The 17,217-nt window shown below is 54.5% G+C and carries 16 protein-coding genes; 7 read left to right on the top strand and 9 right to left on the bottom strand.

Translation table 11 applies throughout. The features are described from left to right. Position 1: 1 nt before the first annotated feature. The 5 genes from EUZ85_RS20065 to EUZ85_RS20085 form a co-directional block, all read right to left on the bottom strand. Positions 2 to 3,793, bottom strand: a complete 3,792-nt coding sequence (locus tag EUZ85_RS20065; protein WP_164887299.1) for a response regulator — start codon at positions 3,791 to 3,793, stop codon at positions 2 to 4. Positions 3,794 to 4,049: 256 nt separating this feature from the next. Next, positions 4,050 to 5,240 carry a hypothetical protein gene (locus tag EUZ85_RS20070; protein WP_127971284.1) on the bottom strand — a complete coding sequence of 397 codons (1,191 nt, stop codon included), beginning with the start codon at positions 5,238 to 5,240 and terminating at the stop codon, positions 4,050 to 4,052. 104 nt (positions 5,241 to 5,344) lie between these two features. Continuing rightward, entirely contained in the window at positions 5,345 to 5,965 is a 621-nt protein-coding gene (locus EUZ85_RS20075) for a hypothetical protein (protein WP_127971286.1), read from the bottom strand. Positions 5,966 to 6,193: 228 nt separating this feature from the next. Then, complete coding sequence (locus tag EUZ85_RS20080; RefSeq protein ID WP_127971288.1) at positions 6,194 to 6,568, bottom strand: hypothetical protein; 375 nt, start codon at positions 6,566 to 6,568, stop codon at positions 6,194 to 6,196. 154 nt (positions 6,569 to 6,722) lie between these two features. Continuing rightward, the gene (locus EUZ85_RS20085) at positions 6,723 to 7,415 is read right to left on the bottom strand and encodes a Yip1 family protein (protein WP_127971290.1); all 693 of its coding nucleotides are present in this window, start codon (positions 7,413 to 7,415) and stop codon (positions 6,723 to 6,725) included. 187 nt (positions 7,416 to 7,602) lie between these two features. Here EUZ85_RS20085 and EUZ85_RS20090 point away from each other — a divergent pair, with 187 nt between their 5' ends. Next, complete coding sequence (locus tag EUZ85_RS20090) at positions 7,603 to 8,217, top strand: YitT family protein (protein WP_127971292.1); 615 nt, start codon at positions 7,603 to 7,605, stop codon at positions 8,215 to 8,217. Between the two features lie 41 nt (positions 8,218 to 8,258). Here the strand turns inward: EUZ85_RS20090 and EUZ85_RS20095 are convergent, their stop codons facing one another. Further along, positions 8,259 to 8,624, bottom strand: coding sequence for a hypothetical protein (locus EUZ85_RS20095; protein ID WP_127971294.1), 366 nt, complete (start codon positions 8,622 to 8,624; stop codon positions 8,259 to 8,261). A gap of 64 nt (positions 8,625 to 8,688) precedes the next feature. On the opposite strand from EUZ85_RS20095, the gene EUZ85_RS20100 reads away from it, so the two are divergent. Further along, positions 8,689 to 9,120: a hypothetical protein gene (locus EUZ85_RS20100; RefSeq protein WP_127971296.1), complete on the top strand. Its 432-nt coding sequence runs from the start codon at positions 8,689 to 8,691 to the stop codon at positions 9,118 to 9,120. Between the two features lie 69 nt (positions 9,121 to 9,189). On the opposite strand, the gene EUZ85_RS20105 is transcribed toward EUZ85_RS20100, so the two are convergent. From EUZ85_RS20105 to EUZ85_RS20115, 3 genes are all read right to left on the bottom strand, one after another. Next, positions 9,190 to 9,855: a hypothetical protein gene (locus EUZ85_RS20105; protein ID WP_127971298.1), complete on the bottom strand. Its 666-nt coding sequence runs from the start codon at positions 9,853 to 9,855 to the stop codon at positions 9,190 to 9,192. 279 nt (positions 9,856 to 10,134) lie between these two features. Beyond that, positions 10,135 to 10,788: a hypothetical protein gene (locus tag EUZ85_RS20110; protein WP_127971300.1), complete on the bottom strand. Its 654-nt coding sequence runs from the start codon at positions 10,786 to 10,788 to the stop codon at positions 10,135 to 10,137. A gap of 65 nt (positions 10,789 to 10,853) precedes the next feature. After that, entirely contained in the window at positions 10,854 to 11,294 is a 441-nt protein-coding gene (locus EUZ85_RS20115; RefSeq protein ID WP_127971302.1) for a hypothetical protein, read from the bottom strand. 414 nt (positions 11,295 to 11,708) lie between these two features. Between EUZ85_RS20115 and moeB the strand changes: the two genes are divergently transcribed. Genes moeB through EUZ85_RS20140 form a run of 5 tightly spaced genes read left to right on the top strand, consistent with a single transcriptional unit; the run spans position 11,709 to position 17,212 of the window. After that, complete coding sequence (gene moeB, locus EUZ85_RS20120) at positions 11,709 to 12,881, top strand: molybdopterin-synthase adenylyltransferase MoeB (RefSeq protein WP_127971304.1); 1,173 nt, start codon at positions 11,709 to 11,711, stop codon at positions 12,879 to 12,881. Between the two features lie 18 nt (positions 12,882 to 12,899). Next, positions 12,900 to 13,418 (top strand): Mov34/MPN/PAD-1 family protein, encoded by a 519-nt coding sequence (locus EUZ85_RS20125; RefSeq protein ID WP_127971306.1) that lies wholly within the window; start codon positions 12,900 to 12,902, stop codon positions 13,416 to 13,418. Next, positions 13,354 to 13,644, top strand: coding sequence for a MoaD/ThiS family protein (locus EUZ85_RS20130; RefSeq protein ID WP_127971308.1), 291 nt, complete (start codon positions 13,354 to 13,356; stop codon positions 13,642 to 13,644). Before EUZ85_RS20125 ends, EUZ85_RS20130 begins: the two co-directional genes overlap by 65 nt. Before the next feature lie 5 nt (positions 13,645 to 13,649). Further along, positions 13,650 to 15,566 (top strand): CoA transferase, encoded by a 1,917-nt coding sequence (locus EUZ85_RS20135; RefSeq protein ID WP_127971310.1) that lies wholly within the window; start codon positions 13,650 to 13,652, stop codon positions 15,564 to 15,566. Continuing rightward, a complete protein-coding gene (locus tag EUZ85_RS20140; RefSeq protein ID WP_127971311.1) occupies positions 15,563 to 17,212 on the top strand; it encodes a class I adenylate-forming enzyme family protein in 1,650 nt (549 codons plus the stop codon). Before EUZ85_RS20135 ends, EUZ85_RS20140 begins: the two co-directional genes overlap by 4 nt. Positions 17,213 to 17,217: the final 5 nt, after the last annotated feature.

Raw genomic sequence — 17,217 nt, forward strand, 5'->3', positions numbered from 1 at the left:
GTCAGTTTCCGATATAGTCCGACGACTCCAGCTGTTTCAACATGTCATTACACAACGTCAGCGCCGTGCTGAAATCGAGCTGGTTGATACTCTCCTCCAGCTCGTCAACGGCTTCCGGCAAATCCGTCGCATATTTCTTCTTGAGGTTTTCAAAAAAAGAAATCGCCTCCATGTTGGAGGCGCGCACCAGCGCCGCCAGTTCTTTGAACTCACTCCGCAGGTCACGCTCCTGGGGCTGATCGACTTTCGGCGGAGCCGTCGCCGCCTGCTTGGGCGCCAGCAGGCCGTCAATCTCCACCACTATTTGCGGAGTCCTCTCCAACTCGCGCCGCAACGCCGCCAACAGATTTTCATCCAGTTCGTGATGACGCAGAGCCGACTCCACATCCTGGATAATATTCATGTGCCCCCCCGAACCGATGGAGCCAGCCAGACCTTTCAGGGTATGCAGGACATTCGCCGCATGCTCGGACTCGCCCTCTGACGTGAAGTAAGCGTCCCATGCATCCAGTAAGGTCAGCACTTCCGTCTTATAACCAGACAAAGCCGTTCGGTAGGTGCTCAGGCTGCCGCCAAAACGAGCCAGAGCGGAAGCGACGTCAATCTGCAGGCTATTGGCGAATTGCAATTCTTCTTCTGTAAACAAAGACGTCGTCGTATGCAGCGACGCGACTTTTTGCAACCGGCTTTCCAGTCCGCTCTGCTTGAGGATCACTTCCACCAATTGCCCCAGTTCAAAGGGCTTGCTGATGTGATCGTTCATGCCCACGGACAAACAGGCATTCCTATCCGAAGACATAGCGTTGGCGGTCATGGCGACAATGGGTAAATCCGCCAGCCCCAAGCGATTGCGTATTTCTCTTGTGGCGCAATAACCATCCATCACCGGCATCTGAATATCCATCAACACCAGGTCATAGCCCGGTTGCGTCCGCTTGACCATCTCCAGGCACTCCGCCCCATTGCAGGCGATTTCCACCTGCGCGCCTTCGCTGTTCAAAAGCTCTTGGGCGACCTGCTGATTGGTCGGATTATCCTCCACCACCAACAGTTTCAGCCCTTTCAGCATCTGACCGGAGCTGCGCCAATGGTAAGAAGTTGAAGAGCCTTTTCGTCCCGCAGCGCGTGCGTCCGCCACTGAATCCAGTAATACGGAGGCCGTTATGGGTTTGACGATAAAGCTGTCGAGCATGGCCTCGTCGCCGCTCTGGCTGTGGCGCTCCAGTATTTCCCGTCCCTGGGCGGACATCATCACCAGGATAGGCCGGACATCGCCGAAGTCCATGGAGCGGACTTTACGGCAGACCTCCAGACCAGTTTCTTCCGGCATCAAATAGTCGACGAATATCACGTCGTAGGGGCGCGCGCTGTCGCGACTGGCTTCCAGATAGGCGACCGCTTCCGCTCCCGACGCCGCCAGATCCGTGCGCCAGCCAAACCCTTGCGCCATACCGGCGACGATTTCTCTGGCGGTGTCGTTATCATCCACCACCAACACATTGAGCTTGTGCAAGTTTGGAATGGTGCGCCGAAGTTCCTGGGTTTCTCCCACCTCGCCCATTTTGACAGTGAACTTGAAAGTACTGCCGACGCCCGGCGTGCTCTCCACACTCATCTGACCTTTCATCAGATTCACCAGTCTGCGACAGATAGCCAGCCCCAGCCCGGTGCCGCCAAAACGACGTGACGTGGAAGCTTCCGCCTGAGAAAAGCCGTCAAAGATGTTTTGCAGATTCTCAGGCGAAATACCGATACCGGTGTCCCGCACGCTGAAGAAAATCTCCAACTCACGGTCTTTGCGCTGTAACAATTTGGCGGACAGTACGATCTCACCGGAATCCGTGAATTTGACTGCGTTGCCGACCAAGTTGATGAGGATCTGCTTCAGCCTAAGACCGTCCCCCAGCATGTCGTAGGGTATGTCAGGGTCGATATCGAACAGCAGCTCGACCGGTTTACCCCCCAGATTGGCGGACATAATGACGCCCACTTCGCGAAACACCTGATCGATATTGAAGGGATGCATATCCAGACTAAGCTTGCCCGCCTCCACTTTGGAGAAGTCGAGTATATCGTTGAGGATGCTCAGCAAGGTACGGGCGGCGGCGTCAAGTTTATCCGCATAGTCATGTTGACGGTTGGTCAACACCGTGCGTTGCAGCAGTTGCAACATACCCAGAATCGCATTCATCGGCGTGCGGATTTCATGGCTCATATTGGCGACGAATTCAGACTTCGCCATGCTCGCCGCCTCGGCCACATCTTTAGCCTTTTTAAGTTCTCCCGTGCGTTCCCTGACCTGCAGCTCAAGATTCGAGTTCAGCTCAATCACCTGTTTTTCAATCGTTTTTTGCGCCGTGATATCACGGATAGTGGTGGCGGCCCCCGTTACCGCGCCGTTGGCGCCGCGCACTGGCGATACGGTAATGGACACATCAAACTCGCTGCCATCGCGTCGTTTACGGGTGGTGTCGAAATGACTCACCGGATCACCCCGACGCAAACGCTGCAGGATGTATTCTTCCTCCGACAGACGCGCCTCTGGCATAATCAGCGACGCCATGGTGCGTCCCACCGCCTCCTCCGCTGTATAGCCAAACATTTCTTCCGCCGCGCGGTTCCAGCTCGTTACAACCCCTTCCAGCGACTTACTGATAATGGCGTCGGTGGAGCCATCGACAATCGCCGCAAGCCGCGCCTGCTCCTGACTGATCTGCATGCGGCGGCGCAGGTTCAACATAAACAGATAAAGCACCACGCCTAAAATCGCCACCACTATCAACACCGCTCCAATCGCCACTCTGCCGGTTTGCGACGCATGCGCGCTCAGGAACTCATCGCTGACTGACTTCACCAGCGTCAGGTGTCGGGACGGGTTATTTTTGTCCAGAGGAACATTAACCATGACAGCATGAATCAGACCTTTCGGTCCCTTGAAGACTTTCATGTGCTCATAGGCGCCATATTCGTCCGAGGTAGTGAAATAGTCAGTCCAGCGGTGACGTTTGCCGATATCAAATCCAAAGACTTTTCTGCGGTCAGGATGCACCAGAAAGTCGCCATCGCTGTTGAGCAAATAAGTGGTGTATTCCGGCGAAAGATCGGTGACCAGTTCCGTAAAGATTTCAGCGAACTCTACGTTGATCACCACCATGCCGAATAATTCGTCTTGCACATAGATAGGCACAGAAACCCGAATCACTGGCCGGTGCGGCGTCTCCAGTTGGTTATCCTGCTCCCGATTCAGGGTGATGTCGGAAACATGGGTCTCTCCTGCGCTCAGTTTGAGCGTTTCCTGGAAATAGTCTCGCTCCTCTTTGCTTTGCAATTCCGGCTCCGACACAGCGACCACGCCTTCCGGCGTGCGATCCACACGCACCAACTCCCGTCCCCTATCCGCCACGCCGATATAGCGTACTTGTGCAAACCGGGGATTTTCTTTCATAAATTCGGAAAAAATGATCTGCAAACGCCTTTTCCAAACATCCAGGGAGTTCCCTTCTTGGGGATCGAGGCCATTATTATTAATAGCGCGGATGATGCCTTGAACAGGAGGCGTGTTGGACAGGAAACGCACGTCGCGACGATAAAGGTCCAGCCAGCTCTGTATGGCTTCCGATCTCAGCTCCACCTGCTCCGCCAGCCTGAGGTCGTAGTTGTGATGTTCCTGGTCGAGTTGGTAGAAATACGCCAGATAATAGAAAGGAATCGCCAGCGTACAGAAAGCAAGCGTAACCGCCAGCAAGGTTCGCATGCTTAACAGTGATGAATCCGAAAGTCTGGCGGACGCCATGAAAGCCCCTCCCTTAAAACCAGACATTGTCTGGCAATCCCTACGAACACAGGCAGATACCCAAATGTTCGCTTTGATCGCATCTCCCCCTTTACAGCTTAGACTGTATTGAGAGACATGCGAGGAATGGCGCAACTGACAGCCTGTTCAGGGAATACCGGGGAAAAGACAGGCTGCCGGATGGCGTCACTGGGCAAGCGACGAGAAAAAGAAGAAAAAGGGAAGAAAGGCAAATCAGCGCGAGGCGCCACGCAGATCAGTGACGCCTTAAACCACTTCCCATTTGAAACGCCGTGCCCACTCCCAGGAATAAAAACAGCATATCCAGAAGACCGAAATCTTCTCGCATCAGCTGAAAAGTGGAGTACTCCTGGAACTCCTGACTGAATGTCGCTTGCACCCACTGCTCAAACGAAGGGTTCTCCAGGGCCACTTTGCGCAATTCCGGTTCGAACTCCCGTTTGAAATCGTCAATTTCAAATTGCACCACTTCGCTGGGCTCGCTGGCCTCGGTGTAGCCGTACTCAACCATGAAATTGCGTAGCGAGTCGTCATCGGTCACATCGGTTTGATAGCTGTGCGCGGCCTGAATAACCGAGTCATAGACCGGGCGAAAGTCCTGCATGTTTATTTCCCCCGAATCCGCCAGAATTTCAAACCAGTTTTCCTGAATACTCTGGATAACCATGTACTTACCGCCCATGATGGCGAGAAAGGCCAGAGCGCCACAAGCGATTCCAGTGGATATGCCTCGTCCTCCCATGGCCAGTGCGGCGAAGCCGACGGCCCCGCCGATCCCCCAGGCGATCAGACTGAACTCGTACCCCGTGGACATAGCGATCACTTTCCACAACACAGCGCCGATTAACGCAGCGCCTGCAGCGGCGCCGATGGCTTTGAGGTTGAGCGCTTCCACATCGTCAGTCGCGTAGGTGACTTCGTCTTCTTTGCCGGGTTTGGCGCTGGAGTTGCGAATATTGCCGCCGGGTCGCGTTGCCGGTGTTGGCGCCGCGTCGGAAGATTCCTGCACAGGGGCGACTTTGTGCATGTATACGCCACAGCCGGCGCATTGCTCCGCTTTAGGTTGCTCCAGGTTACATTTCGGGCAAGTAACACGATCGTCAGAGGGCTTGGCGACCGCTTCTTCTTTCGCCCGGAGTTCTTCCTCCGTCGGCTCCAGAGACAGTGTATGCGCTTTCAACGTGGGCTCCGGTTTCACCTCCTGCACCGTCGCCGCCATACCGATGCTATCCAACTTGCGTACGTAAGCACGGGCCGTTTCCAGGTCCAGACCCTTCTTTAAAACGAGTTTCTTACTAAGCAGCGCCTGGGCTTTTTCTGGAGTGGTCTTGAATAACTTCGCACAACTGTTCGCCACTTGCTGAGCGTCAAAGCCCGCATTAATTTCCCCGCTGCTTACAACGTTATAAGTTGGGGCCCGCCCCATAAGCTACTCCTCGACATTAACGACTGTTAATGAAGGATAGCCTGATAATTACTGAACTCCAAGTTATTAGATTAATTGAAGTTTCCCTGCGTAAAGCGAGAAACTCAATGTCCTCCGGCGTGTTCCTCCACCAATGGCGTCACACTGGGCTTGAGGTTGGATTCTATATCGGATTGATAACAGCGATGCTTGGGGTCCCACCTCAGGCATAAGCCCATAGCGGATTTACGCATTTGCTGGGCCTGATAGTCATTGATCACGAAATAAAGGCTGCTGAGTTTTTGTAATCGCAGGGAGCCAGCGGGTTTGGCGAGTATCACCATCTCGTAGGGCCCTGACTTGAACTCGAATTCGGGTCCTTCCGTTTCGGTCAGGAAGTGATGCTCAAGAACAACGCCTTCCTTAGGCGCCAGCAGGCCGCCGCTTTCCCGCAGGCATTGCTTGTTAAGGTAGGCCCAGATGCTGAAGTTGGCTTCTTCTTCGCCCCGGCGCAGCCACAGGGTCAGGTAGTCGATCACTACCCCGCGTTTGGATGCGCTGAATAAAGCCGTCCGCAAACGCACTTCGCTGATGCGTTTACCTTGGGACGTGGTGTCCTGATCAAGCAGGATATAGCTGGGCTGGGCTAGCTTCACATCTCCGCGATAGGTTCGGAAAGCCCAAAGAGCGATGGAAAATCCAATCAACGCCGCGCCGAGCGCAGCGAATATTTCCGGTGACGGCACGATTCCCTCCTTCCTTTACGTCCATGCAGGCAGCGAAGCTGCCTTGATTCAGTTATAGCTCAACTGGCGTATTTTTGCACAATGGCGCCCGTCAGTTTCGCGGACTGGTTCCGAAAGGGCGAATACGTAGACAGGAAGGGATGAGTCCTCAACGAACGAGCGGCATGGCGAAAAAAGGGTGAAAGCCTGTCCCACCCTTTTTCCAATCCGATTTAGACTGCGTCGCCGTTAACGGCAGGTGATAGTTCTATACAAGGGATAGCACTGATTTTTACTGCCAGTGCTCTTAGATACCCACTGCTGCTGGTACCAGTCGAAAGTGATGTAGGAACTCTCGTCCTCGCCACAGAGGATAGAGCCGCCAACCGAGTTGTTGTAGCCTTCTTCTTTACAGAACTGGGTTCCGTTGGTGGCGTCGATAAAGATGTAATCAGTGCGGCCGTACTGATTCATGCGCTGCGGATAATAGAAACTTCTCTCCGCCGCCGCCATTTGCGCCACATCCACCTGGGCGACGCGATCATTCGCGCTGGCGATCTGATTCAAAGAAAGAGTGGAAACCATGCAGGAAGCGGCCAAAGCCAATACTTTTGTTTTTAACATTGCAGAAATCCTTTCATAGCATAACGTAGTGTTTAAACTCCCGAGAGGGAGCCGCCTAGTGTGCGGCGGCTACGTTACAATCCGTTGAAAGGATGTAAGTCTTTGCGTGTACCGGTCCAATAGCCGAAGGGTATTTCGTCAGCAATTCCTTTCTTCAATTAAATTGATGAGCGATCGACCCAAGGTAGTATCCAACAGCAATTGCAGGGGGTGAGCATACTAAGAGAACTATCGCCATATTTCCTATCGCCTTCCATGCGCTATAACCCTGCACCTGCGCGAGCGCTTTGGTAAACGCTACGTAACCCCATATACCAATAACTCCGTGCGCCACTGAAAATGCTGCACGTACGTTAAGATCCACCAAGTTATAGTCCCTGGCTTCGGCCCCAAGGAACATTTCTCTCCCATAAAGCATCATTTCGAGCATTATAAGCAGCGATCCCCATAGAGCCGGTATACAACTCCAGGCTATCGCCGCACGGATTTCATCCTGAGAGCCGCGCCCGCCAAACCATTTACCAACCCATTGAATAAATGGAGCGCCGATATATAGCCAAATCACACCTAAAACGCAGCCCACTACTATGCATACGCCAAGTAGAGACATTAGTCCCATATATTCGCCCATATGGTACATGCTGGCGCCTCTTATCCTCGCTAATACCGAGGCCATGCAGGTAAGCCCTATCACAAGGTGAACCGGGTCATCGTCAATAATTTGCTGGATAGTCGCCCTAGGCTGCAGCCACATGGAAAACCAAGGATTTAAATATTGTTTTGAGGGACTTCGGTTTTCCTCAACGAGGGGCGTGCCAGGAGAGGAATAAGGATTTACATCTTTCATTATTTGGAGCTTTCTGAACAAAATACAAGCAGGCGCAGATAATACACCTTCAAATCAATTTTTCTGTAAAAATCCCTAAAATATCCCGTTATTTTTTGTAAGATCCGCGACTTTTATCTTTCGCATCGTTAAAATCGCCGCGCTGGGTGACTTCCAGGCTGTATTTTCCCCTTCTGACGGATTCACGATGACTAATAGTTCCCTTACCCTACAATCGCACTCACTTCCTGAAGATCTGTTTGCGCTGATCAGCGGCACGGCATTTGTGGCGTTCGGCGTATTTCTGTTCAACGGAGCCGGCTTGCTGACAGGCGGTACGGCGGGGTTGGCGTTGTTGTTGACGCATGTGCTGCATATCAGCTTCGGTAAGATTTTCTTCCTGCTTAACCTGCCCTTCTATTGGCTGGCGTTCAAACAGATGGGCTGGCGTTTCTGCCTCAATACGTTTATTTCCGTCGCCATTGTTTCGCTGGTTGTGGATCACACCGGAGATGTCGTCTCTATTGAATCGATAGAGCCCTGGTTCGCAGCGGTTTTCGGCGGCTTTCTGATCGGCATGGGCATGCTGATATTGTTCCGCCACAAATCCAGCCTGGGCGGCGTCGGCATCCTCGCGCTCTACCTGCAAAAACGCAATATCATGCGCGCCGGAAAGTTTCAGATGATGGTGGACTGCATTATCGTTCTGGCGTCCTGCTTCATCGTCACCCCTATGGTTCTGATTTACTCAGTGCTTGGCGCCGTGGCGCTGAACCTGCTACTGACAGTCAACCATAAACCCGGCCGCTATCAGGTAGGCTAATTCAGTTTCGGCGGCGTCTCCAGAAACAGACGCCGCGCCTCTCATAACTTCTCACGCACAAAACAAAATCCATGTTGAGTGGTCCAGGCGTTTACCCGCCGCCTCAACCTATGCCTGGTTTTTTGCCTGAACTGCCTGCTTTGAGACGCAGCGAATAACAACTCCGCCTCCGCGAGCGTCAGTTCGATATCCCACAACCAGTCCGATGCATCATCTGCCCAGTTGCTCATATGATGCTGATAGCACTCGCCATACTCTTTCTCAAGAATAGGCAACAACATTAAGCCCGACTTCCCCTTCCCAATCTCTAACGGACCGTCATGCCTGATATACCACTTCCCTTCCAAAAAGGAGACATAAGCTTTCCAACCTGCCGCATTGGTGAAGAGAGGGCCAATCCATTGCATTTCTTGTGCGCCTTTTCATGATTCAGTTACTATTCCTCGCGCTAAACACGCAAGCTCAAAAAGAATGGTTATTGTAGTGCCAGTTATATTCAACCTAAAAGACCAGCCCCTGACATGGGCTAACGACGTCAACACAGAACTCGCCCGTTACGCACCTGACTACATAGAAAAGTATGGAAAGGTCGGCTCCCAAATGTGGTGGAGCGCATACTCCAATAACGAGATTCCCAAGACTTCGATCACTGGAATTATTACTTTCATTGGGTTACGCAAAGACGACTGTGAGGAGTTATGGGACATTGTGGAGATTTCCTCTCCAGACAGGCAAGTTGAATATGAACGTATCGCCTATTGGTTAAACGAAGCAGTCACCTTAAACGCTGAAGTGAGAATGGAGCAATTTTCCATATATATTCCGCATAAATATGGACCGATGACATCTACATTTGATTGTGCTGTCGAAGTTAATGATAGAGGGATTGATCAACGCATATAGCGGTTCTATCGGGCCTGGCTATTTTATAGCCACATAGTGCGATTTGCCTTTGCGTGATCAATACAGTCTCTACATTTTAACCAACGTATACGCCCGGCTCATCACATCGCCATTTAAAATAGCGACCAACCCAGTTGCATCACTATTGTCGTAGCCCGCCAGCATAATACTTTTACCGAGCTTAGTTTGAAGTTTCGCCTTACTTATAACAGTTCCGTCCAAGGTCACGTAACTATAGCCGCCAACGTTATCGTTTACCTTCTTCCCTGACTTTGCATAGGCCTCATCCGTAACGGTGATTGATACTGCAATATCGTCTCCGCGGGGTGAAACCGCCGTTGATTCAACTATATCCGTATTGGTATACCAGATGTCTTCAGGGGCCTCCCCTCGCATCACAAAATTGCCTGGATGTTGACTGACGAATTCGACAAGTCTGGCGTTAGCAGCGCCTCTAGTTAGCACGATGAACGCCTTCCCGTCATTTTGCATAAAGTCAGCGCGGGAAAATAAGCCAGGACCAAGGCGGCTGACTCTTCTTGTGAGGATTTCCATATCCTCAGGGCCATTGCCATCACCTTGATAGCCTTTTACTTCGTATACCACTTTAGGCGCAAAGAAATATCTAAACTCTTCACTATTCTTTATCGGAAAATAAGCCAATACAGCGGATATCAGCAACAGGCTCAGCTTGATAATTTTTACAAATAAAGGCGTGGACGTTTTTGCAGGCATCGTCACTCCAAGCATTTCCGTATCGAAATATGCGGTGAATTATTCAATAGAGAGTTCGATTACCGAATGAAATTAACGTAGTTTTTACGGTGTGACTACCCGGTGAAAACCCTAGCTTGGAGCCTCAATACAGCGTTAGTTGCGCATTGATTATCGGTGGATGAAACCAGCAGAAAGGGGTGAAGAGGAAGGGATGGACAGGAATTATCAGGGCCGGGCTTTATGCGAGGCGATAGGGAGAATAGACCAACCCTGCAGTCTATTCTCAGTCAAAGCTGCTTACAGTTTTACCAACACATACCCACTGCTCATGCGGCCACTGTCAAGCATAACGGCCAGGGCTTGGGCTTCCGTATCGCTGGCGCTGGTCAGGAGGAATTTTTTACCCAGTTCCGTTTGCACCATGGCTTTATGAAGTATTTCATCATCCAGCATGGTGTAGGCGTAGCGTCCGATACTTTGATTAATCCTTGGTGAGGCTTTTCCGTAGGATTCATCCGAGAACACAACTTCAACGGCAAGTCTGTCGCCTGCGAGAACAGCAGCCGACTCCACGACGTCTTTATCGCTATACCAGATATCATCCGGCTCAGTTCCCCTGAATACGAGTTCGCCGGGATGCCGGCTTAGAAATGCGACCAGTTCGGCGTCAGGGGCGCCCCGCGAAAATTCAATCACGCCCTTGCCTTGCACGTCCTTGAACTGGACTGATGACAGTTTACTCGGGAGCACGGCGTTCAGACGTTTCAACAGAATATCCATGTCCTCTTTAGAACGTTTGTCCGCCTGGTAATCCTGCACTTGGTAGGCGACTTTTTCAGCCCTCAGATACTCCAGTTCCTTGCAGCCCGCGAGGATGAATAAAGTAAGCAATACAGCCATCGCCTGGCATGGTTTATACGTCTTTGTCAGAACGGTTTTGGAGCTATTCAAATAAGTTCCCTGCAAATATATGGGTAAATCTTTCTCTCTGAGTTACTACCAACTGAAATCGGCAGTTAGCGCTCAATGTACTGTTTCAGAACGCGCTCGCCACTGTCGATCTGCTTGAATAGCACCGAGACGGCGGCATTTCCACCGATGCAGCCTTCCATCGTTTCAATGTTTGCATTATCGGAAAGATACTGTTCGGCCTTTTGTTGATAATATCCCGGAACCAATTCACGCAAGGCGATCATCGCGTACAGCTGCGCGGGCTTGGAGCCCTCCAACTGTAGCTTGATAAGCTGCTCTTGAGCATCCACTTGGCTTAGCAAACAACGATAGGCTTCGACATGATCAGGAACGGTCCCGGCAAAACCGGTATGGGAGTCGGTAAAGCATTCCGTATTTTTTAGAGTTTCATAGTCCTTTTCTGAGCACTGCCATTCCGCCAGGGATTGGCCGGAAAGCAAACAAAACAGTATTGATGCAGTAATTCTTGAACAATGCGTATTCATGGGTGAAATTGTCGAAAATCCTTTAAAAAAACAGCGCCTGAGCCAGCGCGCGGCTATTTAACCACAGAGCCCGCCCTGCGGGGAATATCAGACTTTCAGAGCCCGAACATTTTCCAACATTCAGAGACTTAGCCAAATTGGGTGCGACAAACTGCCGCATTGCCCCCGCTAGCCCCTCCGCATATAAAAATAAGCGGTGTTGGACCTTACAAAAAACATTAGAAATTAACGGCATGGATCGCGCTTTAGCTGTTGTTCGTCACGCATCGATGTCGGCGACTGCTTTGAGAGTTTTGTTTTCTCTCCGCCTTCCCTCTGTCGATTACGGTCCTCGTAATCTGATCCGGCTGCATCCGGTGATATAACCGAACTAATAACTAGAAATCGCATCAATCGATAGAAGGACATATGTCGATGAAGCTTCCCCCCCTCGTAGAACCCGCTGCGGAGTTGTCCGCGGAGGAAATCGCCCGCTATAGCCGTCATCTGCTGCTGCCGGATGTCGGACTGGATGGGCAGAAACGCTTGAAGAACGCCAAAGTGCTGGCGGTAGGCGCCGGAGGGTTAGGCTCTCCGGTTTTGCTGTATCTCGCCGCCGCAGGCATTGGAACCCTGGGTGTTGTGGAATTTGATGTGGTTGACGAATCCAATCTGCAACGTCAGATCATCCACGGCGTTTCCGACCTCGGACGCCCCAAGGGCGAAAGCGCCAGAGACGCTATTCGCGAAATAAACCCTCATGTTGCAGTGCGCCTGCATAGCGAACGACTGGATGCGGACAACGCGCTGTCGACTTTCGCTGAATACGACCTGATAGTCGATGGAACCGACAATTTCGCCACCCGCTATCTGGTCAACGACGCCTGCGTACTTACCGGCAAGCCTTATGTCTGGGGCTCCATTTACCGCTTTGAAGGTCAGGCCTCGGTGTTTTGGGAAAATGCTCCCGGCGACGCCGGCCTGAATTACCGCGACCTCTACCCCGAGCCGCCTCCGCCCCATCTGGCGCCGTCCTGTTCCGAAGGCGGCGTGCTGGGCATTCTGTGCGCATCCATTGGCGCCATCATGGCCACAGAAGCGGTCAAGCTGATCACCGGGCTGGGCGAGTCGCTACTGGGTCGACTGGCGGTGTATGACGCTCTGGAGATGAACTACCGCTTCATCAAGCTGCGCCGCGACCCGCAACGCACCCCGATTACCGAACTGGCGGACTATGCGTTTTCCTGCGGCCTGACCACAACCACGCAGGACAGCGCTCCCTCAGTTCCCAGTATTGACGCGCATGAACTCAAACAATGGCGTGACGACGCCAAAGTCTTCCAGTTGATCGACGTACGGGAAACAACAGAGTGGGACATCGTGCGCATTGCCGGCGCCCGCCATATCCCGCAAAGCCGCATTCTCGAAGAGGAGGTTCTGGTCACGCTGAACAAGAGTTCGCCCATCGTGCTGCACTGCAAATCCGGCGTACGTTCGCAACGGGCGTTGCAGTCTCTGCGCGAACAAGGTTTTGACAATGTCCACCACCTCGACGGCGGCATTCTCGCCTGGATTCGAGATGTCGACCCTTCATTGCCCAGCTACTGATCAGGGAGGAAACCAGACATGCTGACAATTCTTTCCGAACTCGTAGACGCCATGATCCAACAGGCGCAGACAGATCACCCTATGGAAACCTGCGGCGTTATCGCCGGCCGGGAGCGCGCGGAGCGTCCCATGCGCCTCATTCCCATGCGCAATGTAGCGGCGTCAGAGGATATGTTCATGTTCGACGCCCGCGAGCAACTGCAGGTCTGGCGGGAAATGGACGCCAACGGCGAAGAGCCGGTAGTCATCTATCACTCACATACCCACTCGCGCGCCTATCCCAGCAAAGACGACATACTTTGCGCCGCGGAACCGCACGCCCATTACGTCATTATCCCCACCGACCCCGCGTACGGGGGCGGCATTCGCAGCTTCCGCATCGTCAACGGTGCCGTGGTGGAAGAAACCATTCGCGTCGTCGAACAATACGCCGGCGAAAAATCTTTACCCCTTGCTGAAAACAGGAGTTCCCATGTCCATCACCATCCATATTCCAACCGTTCTGCGTCCGCTGACCAACGATCAGAAGCGCATTGACGGTGATGGCGCGAATGTGCGGGAAGTGATCGAAAACATGGAGATACAGTACCCGGGCGTCAAAGAGCGACTGATGGCGGACGGCAAGGTGCATCGTTTTCTCAATATCTACGTGAACGATGACGACATTCGCTTCGCCGATAACCTGGATACATCCGTGCAAACTGGCGACGCCATCACCATCCTGCCAGCAGTGGCCGGCGGGTGCGGCGACAGGCTGGGATAACCGCCATGACCCTGTTACTGGAAGACTGCTACCTCAGTGGAACGTTACGCAACCCGACGCCGGCCCTGGCGCCGCTGTATGCGTCGTTGCGATATCAAGCCAATGCCCTCGGCGTCGCCTGGGAGAATGTCGATACGGAATCCGGCGCCGCATTCGCGTTGCACGTGACGGATCACGTCGCGGTCGATTGCGTATTGGAAGGCTGGTCGGACGCCGTGGAGCGTCCCATATCAGAAACTTTAGCCCAGGCGGCGACAGGGTTAATGTCCGTACACGGGCGTTCCAGCGGCGGCGCGCAGCCCTTGGGAGTGGATTATGTCTCCACCCTCACCGCCGTGCTTTCCCTGCAAGGCGTAATGGCCGCCGCGATCGGTCGTCTCCGCGGCGCGCCGATGCGCACAACCCATACCAGCCTGACCTCAAGCGCCTTGCTCAGCGTCGCGCAATATCTGGCCGGAGCCACCGCTCCAGAAATGCCGGAGCGCTTATTGCCCGGCGCAGCCAATGTGCAGGAACGTCCGCCCTTCACCTCCGCCGACGGCGTGGTGTTTGAACTGGAAACCCTGGACGCGGCGCCCTGGCGTGATTTCTGGTCCCAGGTGGGCGTCGACGCCGCCAGCGCCGGCAAAGGCTGGAGCGGATTCTTGCTGCGCTACGCCAAAGCCATCTCCCCGGTTCCCGCCGTACTCTGCGAGGCGCTCGCCGCGCTGCCGTTTGCGCAGATAGAAAACCTCGCCCGACAAACCGGCGTCGCCATTTGCAGAGTGCGCACACTCCAGGACCGCGTGCAGGACGGGGACGCAATGGACATGTGGCGCGATGGGCCCTGGCGCTTCCAGTGTGATGGCGACCTATCCCAGGCCGCGCCGCTGAAGCCTTGTAATTCATCCTCGCACTTGCCTCTGGCGGGCTTAACCGTCGTCGAATCCTGTCGCCGCATTCAGGGGCCATTGGCGGGGCGCTTGCTCTCTCTGCTCGGCGCCGAAGTGATTCGCATCGAACCGCCCGGCGGCGACCCTTTGCGTGGCATGCCGCCCATGGCGGAAGAGGTTTCCGCCCGTTTTGACGCCCTGAATCGAGGCAAGAACGTACGAGAAATCGACATCAAATCCGCCGTCGGCAAAGCAGAGGTCATGGCGTTGATCCGGCAGGCGGATGTCTTCCTGCATAACTGGGCCCCCGGCAAAGCCGCGGAGATGGGACTGGATTACGATGATATGAGACTAGTGAATCCTGACCTCGTTTACGCCTATGCGGGAGGCTGGGGAGAGAACGCGGAGCATGACCTGCCCGGCACTGATTTCATGGCCCAGGCTTACTCCGGCGTCGCCGCAAAAATCGCCGCGGCGTCGGGGCTGCCGGGGGGCGCATTGTTTACTGTTTTGGACGTATTGGGCGGCGCCGTCGCCGCTCAAGGCGTCACTGCCGCGCTGCTGGCTCGCGGATTGGGTCGCGCTCGCTCGGTCAGAGTAGATACCTCCCTGCTGGGCGCCGCCACCTTGTTATGCGCAGACGAGCTTGGCGCCCTGTTGCAGCAGCCGGGGTATCAAAGTCATGTCCTGGACGGGGGGCAGAGCTCTCCTGTATGGGCTTCATTGAATGGCGTCTACGCCACCGCACAGGGGTTGCTTGCTCTGGACTGTCTGGATGAGCGCGCCTTTTCCAGGCTCACCCGCGCCATTGTCGATGCTGCGTCTGAATATCAGACAGGCGGCTCACACGACAACCTGAATCAAGAGCATCTGCAGCGTGTTCTTCTTCATCGCAAAGCGCAAGAGTGGGCGGCGTTGTTTGAAATGGGCGGCGTTCCCGCCGCTGTAGTGGTCGAAGACCTGACGGACCTCAGCCGCGACCCGCGTTTGGCGCCCACTCTCAACAAGGACATCTATGTTCGAGTGAATTCACCATGGAGGTTTCAATGAACCACTCAGGCATCATCGATCTGGTTCCAGCGGCGCTGCGTAAGCATTGGGCGACGCAGGGCCTGTATCCAAACCGCACCGTATTCCAAATGTTTCAGATGTATGCGGAACAGTCGCCGACCAAGACAGCAGTGCTCTCGCCGGATTCCGAGATCACCTATGGCGAGCTGCTGGATAAGGCCTTGCGGTTGGCGACGGCTTTTCAGGAGATGGGCATCGTCGCCGGCGATGTGATCGCCTATCAACTGCCCAACAGTTGGCGCTGTTGCGCGGTAGATCTGGCCGCTGCGGCGATAGGAGCGGTAGTCGCCCCCTTTCCACCGGGGCGGGGCCGTCTGGATATCCAGTCCCTGCTGAAGCGCTGTGACGCTCGCGCCATCATTGCGACGCCGGAATACGGCGGTGTGGACATGTGCGAGCTGATCGAGTCATTGCGCTCCACCACCTTGTCCTTACGCTGGCTGATTGCGGACTGCGATCAGGCGCCAGGGGGCTGGATCAGCCTGGAACAGTGTTTTCAGGCGAAACCGATAGCGCTGCAGCGCCTGCCTCATGTCGACCCGGACTCGCCAGTGCGCCTGCTGGTGTCTTCCGGCACCGAATCCGAACCCAAGCTGGTGGCATATTCCCACAATGCGCTGTTAGGCGGTCGCGGCCGTTTTCTGCAGCGTCTGCATCCTGACGGAGCCAGTTTTCGCGGCATGTATCTGGTGCCGCTAGGTTCGTCTTTCGGCTCCACCGCCACCTTTGGCGTGCTGTCCTGGCTGGGCGGTTCCCTTGCGGTGTTGCCCCGTTTCGATGCGGAGGAAGCTATCCGCGCGATTGAAACGCTACGCCCCACCCACATTCTCGGCGTCCCCACCATGATTCAGCGCATGGCCGCCGAGCCCCTGCTGGCGGACATCGACAAGTCCAGTCTGGTCGCCATTGTCAGCGGCGGCTCTGTGATTGATCCCGCCAGCATCCAACGCTGCGTGGACGCCTTCGGTTGCGGCTTTATCAGCCTGTATGGCTCCGCGGATGGCGTGAACTGTCACAACACGCTTGATGAAGCGCTGGATGTGGTGTTCCGCAGCGTCGGTCGCCCCAACCCGGACGTTTGCGAGATTCGCATCGTCGACGACGCCGGCAAGGAAGTCCGCCCCGGCGAAATCGGCGAAATTCTCGCCCGCGGCCCGATCAGCCCCATGCAATACGTCAATGCCCCGGAGCTGGACGCCCGATATCGTGACCCTGAAGGCTGGGTGTATACCGGCGATCTGGGCTTGCTGGATCAGGACGGCTATTTGCGCCTCTCCGGCCGCAAGAAAGACGTGATCGTGCGCGGCGGCGCCAACATCAGCACGGTGCAGATCGAGAATCTGGCCACCTGTTTTCCAGACGTGATCAGCGCCGCCTGCGTGCCGGTTCCTGATCCTGATCTGGGACAGCGCGTGTGCCTGTGTCTAAGCATGCGCAGCGGAGCCGATCGCCCTTCCCTTGCCGAAGTCACCAGCTTTCTACGGGATCAGGGATTGGAAGTGAACAAGCTGCCAGAGTATCTGCGTTTCATACGCCACTTTCCGCTCACTCCGGCGGGCAAGGTCGACAAGAAGCGGCTCACCGCTGAAGTCGCTTTTCTGGAACGCAGCGCTTGCGCAGTTTAGCCACA

This window comes from Hahella sp. KA22 (assembly GCF_004135205.1).
GTDB lineage: Bacteria > Pseudomonadota > Gammaproteobacteria > Pseudomonadales > Oleiphilaceae > Hahella.